Below are 6,961 nucleotides of genomic sequence, written 5' to 3' on the forward strand. Positions count from 1 at the left end.
TCTCGACGCCGGCCTTGTCCGCCCAGCGGGCGAACTCGTCGATGCCGACCTCGTTGGTCTCGAGGCCGTGCCAGGCGAGGTCGCGTCGCACCGGTCGCTGGGCCACGGGACCGATGCCGTCCTCCCAGCGGTAGCCCGAGACGAAGTTGCCGCCGGGGTACCGCACGATGCTGACGCCCAGCTCGCGCGTCAGGGCGAGGACGTCCTCGCGGAACCCGTCGGCATCGGCGGTGGGGTGGTCCGGCTCGTAGATGCCGGTGTACACGCACCGGCCCATGTGCTCGACGAACGACCCGAAGGTGCGTCGGTTGACGGGGGCGATCGTGAAGCTCGGGTCGAGGCGGAAGGAGGCGGAGGTCATCGGAGTCCTTGGAAGGTGTGGGGAGTGCGGGTGTGGAGTCGACACCCGGCGAGCATGGGACTGCGGGCTACTTGAGCGCGCCGCTGCTGACGCCGCTGCGCCAGAACCGCTGCAGGAAGACGAAGGCGACCACGAGCGGGATGATGGCAAGGAGCGCGCCGGTGGTGACGAGGTTGAAGAGCACGCGGGTCCCCGCCTCCTGCTGCGCCGTGTTGAACCAGGTCGTGAGCCCGACGGTCAGCGGGTAGAGCTTCGCGTCACTGAGCATCACGAGCGGCAGGAAGTAGTTGTTCCACGTCGCGACGAGGGTGATGAGGAAGACGGTGACGATCGCCGGCCGCATCATCGGCAGGACGACCTGCCAGAAGATGCGGAACTCGCCGGCGCGGTCGATCCGGGCTGCGTCGAGCAGCTCCTGCGGCACGCTCTCGGCGACGAAGACCCGGATGAGGTAGGTGCCGAAGGGGCTCAGCAGCGAGGGCAGGATGACGGCCCAGATGGTGTTCACCAGCTCGAGCCGCGACAGCAGGAGGTACGTCGGCAGCACGAGGGCGGTGGCCGGGACCATGACCATCCCGAGCAGCCCCGACTCGATCAGTCGCTTGCCGGGGAAGCTGAACCGTGCCAGCCCGTAGCCGGCCAGGGCGCACAGGGACGTCGCCCCCAGCGCGCTCGCCCCCGAGTAGAGCGCGGTGTTGACGAGCCAGCGCCCGTAGACGCCGCCGTCCTCGGTGAACAGCTGGCGGAGGTTGGCGACGAGGTCGAACCCGTGGCCGAACCACAGTGCGGGCGTGGAGAGCAGGTCGGGTTGGCTCTTGGTGGCGGCGAAGAGGATCCAGATGAGCGGGATCGTGAAGTAGACGATCCCCAGTGTCATGAGGCTGTGCGCCAGGCGGGTCCTCGGTTCGCCGAACCGGCCGCCCCGCGGGCGCGTGGCCGTGTGCGGCGCTCGCCGGCCGGCCTCGATCCGTGTGGTCAGCGTCATGCGCGTGCTGCCCTTCTGCGAGAGACGAAGACGAAGAGGTACGACAGGACGAAGACGCTCAGCCCGAGGGTGAACGAGATCGCCGCGGAGTAGCTGAAGGCGGAGAACCGGAACGCCTGGCTGTAGGCGTAGAGGTTCGGCGTGTAGCCGGCGTCGATGTCCGGGGCGAAGCGCGCGAGGATCGCCGGTTCGTTGAAGAACTGCATCGTGCCGATGACGGTGAAGATGGCGGCGAGGGAGAGCGCCGGCTTGATCGCCGGGACCTTGACCCGCAGCGCGATCTGCACCGGTGAGGCGCCGTCGATGACCGCGGCCTCGTACATCTCCCGGGGCACGCCCTGCAGGGCGGAGTAGAGGACGATCATGTTGTAGCCGGTCCAGGCCCAGGTGACGACGTTGCCGAGGGAGACGAGCAGCAGGGAGCCGCCGAAGAAGTTGACCGGCGCGTCCCCCCAGAGTCCCGAGATCCCGGCGAACGGCCCGAAGGTCTTGCTGTAGAGGAAGCCCCACATGAGGGCGCCGATCACGGCCGGGACGGCATACGGCATGAAGGCGACGAGCCGGAAGACCTTGGCGACCCGGCTGTTGATGGCATCCAGCGCCAGAGCGCCGGCGAGGGCGATCCCGAGCATGATCGGGATCTGGATGACACCGAAGACGATGACGCGGCGCAGCCCGGTGAGGAACTGCGGGTCCGTGAACGCCTGCTTGTACTGCTCCAGCCCGCTGAAGTGGGGGCCGAGGACGAGGCTCTCGCTGTGGAGGCTCAGCCAGAACGCGTAGCCGAGGGGGAGGGCGAGGAAGAGCAGGACGATGAGGAGGAACGGTAGGACGAACAGTGCGCCGGCGACCGCCTGACGCGCCTGGTGGGAAAGGCCTTGGCGGGCGGCCCGCGTCGTCGGTGGGACGACGGTCGCCGGAGAAGCGGTGACGGGGCGGTCGGCCGGAAGGAGCTGGCTCATGGGGACCTCCGGGTCCGGTGGGGGCCGGGTCGGCAGGTGGCGGAGGTGGACCACCTGCCGACCCGGCGGCGAGTGGGACGGGCTACTCGCTGACCTTGAAGCCCTGCTGCTGGGCGTAGGCGACGACCTTCTTCTGGGTGTCGTCGAGGACCGTGCTCCACGGGCGCTTGCCGTCCAGGGCCTCGGCGCTCAGGTCGTTCATCGTCGCGAACACGTAGTCCTGGAACGGGGTGTACTGGAACTCGCCGAGGCTGTTGGAGACCGGGACGAAGATCTGGTTCACCTTCTGGCCGCCGAAGAAGTCGTACGCCTTGTCGGTGAACGACATGTTGGCGGCGACGTCCTTGACCAGCGGGTAGAGGAAGGCCTTGTTGAGGCCGATGTCCCACGCGGCCTTGGAGGACCCGAACAGCTCGCGGGCGACGATCGTGGCCTCCTTCGGGTGCTGGCTCTGGGTGGTGACCGTGAAGGTGGAGCCGCCCCAGTCTCCCTGGTCGTTGGCGCCTTCGGTCCACTGCGGCATCGGGGCGACGGCCCACTTGCCGGAGGTCTTCTTCAGCGACCCGGCGAGGTAGCCGGGGGTCCAGCCCGCGGCCGCCCAGGTCCAGTACTTGCCGTTGTCCAGCGCCGCGGTGGCGTCGGCGGTGAAGAACGGGTCCTTGGCCATGAGCCCCTTGTCGACGAGGTTGCCGTAGAAGTCGACGACCTTCTTGCACTCGGGTGACGTCAGGCGGATGCCGACCGCGTCCTTGGCCTGTGCCTGGGAGTAGCTGTACGGCTTGCAGCCGGCCTGCCACATGAGCCCGTTGAGCCAGCCACCGTCCTTGCCGAAGCTGGCGATGTACGCCTTCGGGTCGGCGGCCTTGATCTTCTCGGCTGCGGCCGCGTAGTCGTCCCACGTCTTCGGGACGGCGATCTTGTACTTGTCGAAGAGGTCCTTGCGGTACATGAGGGCCATCGGGCCACCGTCGACGGGGATGGCGTAGACCTTGTTGCCGTCGGTCGACTGCTTCCACGCCCAGTCGGCATAGAGCGACTTGTCGTCGTTGGCGCCGTACTGGCCCATGTCGACGAGCTTGTCGAGGATGACGAAGCTCGGGATCTCCTGGAACTCCACCATGGCGACGTCGGGGGCGCCGCTGCCGGCCTTGAAGGCGGTCTTGAGCTTGGCGTACTGGTCGGGCCCGGTGCCCACGTTGCTCCAGTCGACCTGGATGTCCTTGTGCGAGGCGTTGAAGGCGTCGACGACGCCCTTGAACTCGGGGTACCAGGCCCACACCTTGATGTGCACAGGGCCCGCGGCGCTCCCGCCCTGGCCCGTGCCGCCGTCGGCGGCGGACGAGCCACCGGCGCAGCTGGCAAGGAGGGTGGCGACGGTCAGGGCGCCGGCAACGATGCTCCCGGCGCGGGTGAGCGGGGTGAAGCGACGGTGCTTCATCGGGTTCTCCATCTTGGGAAATCAGCACCCACGTGTGTGAGCGTTAACATGCCTACTCGAAGAAAGAGGGTGCTGCGTCCGGTCGGACGCGCACCCACGGTTCGTCGGGTGGGCGTAGGGGCAGGGTCCGGGCCAGTGGACCGTCGGCCGTGTGCACCATTTTGCGGCGCTGCAAAAGGAGTATGCCGGGAGCTTTGCAGCGTGGCAATAGGTGTGGTCAGATTGGTCTCGCCGCCCAGCCCGGGCGCATCGACGTGCCTCTTCCCGAGACAGGAGCACCCCGTGCCGGACGCGACCCTGCGTGACGTTGCCCTGCTCGCCGGCGTGTCGCCGCGGACCGTGTCCAACGTGGTGGGCGGGTACGCCCAGGTGACACCGGCGACGCGGGCCAAGGTGGAGGAGGCCATCAGGGCGCTCGACTACCGGCCGAACCTGCTTGCCAGGAACCTGGCCAACGGCCGGTCCGGCCAGATCGCCGTCGTCGTCCCCTACCTGGACACGCCCTACTTCTCCGAGCTGCTGCAGGCGATCATCCCCCGCGCACGAGAGCGCGGCTTCAACGTGCTCATCGACCAGACGGACGGCGACCCGGAGCACGAGGCCGAGCTCATCAAGCGCCGCGCTCGGGGGTTCGCCTACGACGGCATGATCTTCAGCCCGCTGGGTCTGTCCCAGGCTGAGCTCGCGGTCCGGGATCCGGACCTGCCCCTCATCGTGCTCGGCGAGCGTGAGTCGGACGGCCACTTCGACCACGTCGGCATCGACGACGTCGCGGCGTCGCGGGACGCCGTCGCGCACCTCATCGACCTCGGGCATCGGCGCATCGCCGCCATCGGCGACCAGCCCTACCGCACCGGAGAGGCCGCTCAACGGCGCACGCGCGGCTACCGCCTGGCCCACGAGGAGGCCGGGCTGCCGGTGGACCACACCCTCGTCATCTCCACGCCGCGGTTCAACAGGTCCGACGGTGCGACCGCGATGGCCGCGCTGCTCGAGCGCGAGGACCGACCGACGGCCGTCTTCGCCTACAGCGACCTCGTTGCCCTCGGCGCCGTGCGAACGGTGCTCCAGCGTGGCCTGCGCGTGCCCGAGGACGTCGCGATCATCGGCTACGACGACATCGAGGACGGCCGTTACTCCACGCCCACCATCAGCACCATCGCGCCCGACAAGGCGCGCATCGCCGCCGAAGCCGTCGATCGGCTGCTCCACCGCATCGAGGCGCGCACACCGGTGCCGGGCGAGGACGTCCACGCCGGCCACACGCTGATCGCCCGGGAGAGCACGCTCGGCGTCACCTCCGGCTGACGGTGCGCGGTGCCGCACACGTGGCTGGCTGCCACTCGCGTCTGATCAGCCCGAAGACCCATGAGTCCGAGACGTCGCCGTTGACGACGCAGTCTTCCCGCAGCGTCCCCTCACGCACGAACCCGAGCGTCTCGAGCACCCGGGCAGACGCCACATTGCGAGTGTCGGTCTCGGCCTGGACGCGGTTCAGGTCCAGCGTCTCGAACGCCCACCGCAGCACCACACCGGCGGCCTCCGTCGCGTAGCCGTGGCCCCACGCTGGAGCATCGAAGCAGTAGCCCAGCGACGCGCTCCGGTAGTCCGGGTTCCACCGGTCCAGCGTGCACCAGCCGATGAACGCCCCGTCGGCGACGCGATCCACGGCCAGCCGCGCGCCGGTGCCCTCCTCTGCCATCTGTCGGCAACGCGCGATGAACCGCTCCGCGCGCTCGCGTTCGCTCCACGGCGCAGAGTCCCAGTAGCGCAACACGTGGGCATTGCTCTGCAGGGCGAAGATGTCGTCGGCATCCGTGTCGTCGAAGGGACGCAGTCGGAGTCGAGCGGTGTGCAGCGTCGGGGTGGCCAGCGCCATTCGCGTCACGTCCCTCTCGAGTCGGGTGTTCTGTCACACCCGACATCCTGTGCTGCCGACGCGCAAGGGGTTTTCTCGACGGCCGGCAGCACGGACACGGCGAGACGCGGACGCGTCGGACGAGCGGTCGAGCGCCTTGCGCCCCGGTGGTGTCATCCGGCCTTCCGCCTCGAGGCGGTCGGCGATGGTGAGGTTGCGTTGGGCCGTCGTTCCTCGCGTGCGCCGGGGCGTGAACTTCTGGACGTACGAGGTGCGGTCGTGGGCGCGGCATGTGCTCTCGCTCCATCCGTACGCGATGCCGGCCTCCAACAGGTCGTGGAAGCTGATCGACGGATGCAGGCTGTTGGTCTTCTGCAGCCGGACCCAGACGCCAGGGTGAGTGTCGTGGTGCTGCGCCAACCATGACCACAGCTCGTCCGCCGCTGCAAAGGCAATGATCTCGAGGTCGTCGGCCACGTCGAGGACGCTAGCCGCCAGCACCGACAGCTGCCCGACAGCGGCGCCCACGGGCGAGTCTGCACTGCAGGGATAATGGAGGGCAAAGCGCGACGGGCGTGGCGTATCGAGGCCGGTGACATGGCACGGGAATCTGTGGTGACAGCCTGTTGCTTGGCCGTGGCGGTCCTCGCAGCGGGGTGTTCCGAGCACGCCCCGACCGCCGGTCCTGTGCGCCGGGCGCATCGGTGACCACCACGGCGTCGTCGGGCTTCGGCACCAGACACGTGTCGCTCGGCTGCGCGGACTCGCTCGGCGTGCAGCCCGGGGACGCGGTCGACGCGATCCCGTTCGAAGGGTTGACGAGGATGTCTGCGAGGGAAGAGCCGCCGCGGGCGCGCGACGTGGGATTGCGTCTCCCGTCCGGGATGAACTGGTTCTTTCGCAAGAACCCCTTGGTGATGCGCCAGGGCGCCGCCGACTTCACGTTGACGGCCTCGGGCCCCTCACAGGCGTTCGCATGGGTGCCGGCCGGAGCCTGGACGACAGGAGACATCGACCTGAGCCGTTGGTCGGCCTCCTCGGTGACCCTGCACAGCTGCCCGGACCGCGCCGCCCAGTTCTTGGGCGGCATCCTGGCCGGTGACCTTCACACGTGCCTGCGGATGACGATGCGGCAGGCCGGCGAGCCCGACCGAACGGTTCGTCAACACCTGGATGGATCGCCCTGTAGCGCCGGGTGAAGCTCGTCGCCGCAGGGCCCCGCCGCTCCCTGCTCGTCCGGTGGTTGCGCGCCCTTGCCTGTCCGCGCTGATCCCGGTGGATGCGTGCACTGGCCGCCAACGCGCCAGGGCAGGTCCCCTCACGCCGTTCTTCGCGTGGGCCGGTATCGCAAGCCGAT

The 6,961-nt window shown here is 68.9% G+C and carries 7 protein-coding genes and 1 pseudogene; 2 read left to right on the top strand and 6 right to left on the bottom strand.

Going from position 1 to position 6,961, the window contains the following annotated elements:
- The 4 genes and pseudogenes from ACPYOM_RS20055 to ACPYOM_RS20070 form a co-directional block, all read right to left on the bottom strand.
- Positions 1-361 (bottom strand): annotated as a pseudogene (locus tag ACPYOM_RS20055) (alpha-L-arabinofuranosidase); the annotation flags it as partial.
- 67 nt (positions 362-428) lie between these two features.
- Positions 429-1,346 carry a carbohydrate ABC transporter permease gene (locus ACPYOM_RS20060; RefSeq protein WP_481343839.1) on the bottom strand — a complete coding sequence of 306 codons (918 nt, stop codon included), beginning with the start codon at positions 1,344-1,346 and terminating at the stop codon, positions 429-431.
- The gene (locus ACPYOM_RS20065) at positions 1,343-2,308 is read right to left on the bottom strand and encodes a carbohydrate ABC transporter permease (RefSeq protein WP_481343840.1); all 966 of its coding nucleotides are present in this window, start codon (positions 2,306-2,308) and stop codon (positions 1,343-1,345) included. The genes ACPYOM_RS20060 and ACPYOM_RS20065 overlap by 4 nt, the downstream gene beginning before the upstream one ends.
- Positions 2,309-2,390: 82 nt before the next feature.
- Positions 2,391-3,746: an ABC transporter substrate-binding protein gene (locus ACPYOM_RS20070; protein WP_481347298.1), complete on the bottom strand. Its 1,356-nt coding sequence runs from the start codon at positions 3,744-3,746 to the stop codon at positions 2,391-2,393.
- A 282-nt stretch (positions 3,747-4,028) separates the two neighbouring features.
- Here ACPYOM_RS20070 and ACPYOM_RS20075 point away from each other — a divergent pair, with 282 nt between their 5' ends.
- Positions 4,029-5,054, top strand: a complete 1,026-nt coding sequence (locus ACPYOM_RS20075) for a LacI family DNA-binding transcriptional regulator (protein WP_481341134.1) — start codon at positions 4,029-4,031, stop codon at positions 5,052-5,054.
- Here the strand turns inward: ACPYOM_RS20075 and ACPYOM_RS20080 are convergent.
- Complete coding sequence (locus tag ACPYOM_RS20080; RefSeq protein ID WP_481347299.1) at positions 5,041-5,625, bottom strand: GNAT family N-acetyltransferase; 585 nt, start codon at positions 5,623-5,625, stop codon at positions 5,041-5,043. The two genes, ACPYOM_RS20075 and ACPYOM_RS20080, sit on opposite strands and share 14 nt — an antisense overlap.
- 33 nt (positions 5,626-5,658) lie before the next feature.
- Positions 5,659-6,081, bottom strand: a complete 423-nt coding sequence (locus ACPYOM_RS20085; RefSeq protein WP_481341136.1) for a YdeI/OmpD-associated family protein — start codon at positions 6,079-6,081, stop codon at positions 5,659-5,661.
- 227 nt (positions 6,082-6,308) lie between these two features.
- Here ACPYOM_RS20085 and ACPYOM_RS20090 point away from each other — a divergent pair, with 227 nt between their 5' ends.
- On the top strand, positions 6,309-6,803 hold the full coding sequence (locus tag ACPYOM_RS20090; RefSeq protein WP_481341137.1) for a hypothetical protein: 495 nt from the start codon (positions 6,309-6,311) through the stop codon (positions 6,801-6,803).
- The last annotated feature ends 158 nt before the right edge of the window (positions 6,804-6,961 follow it).

This window comes from Monashia sp. HAY1-2A, assembly GCF_056755315.1.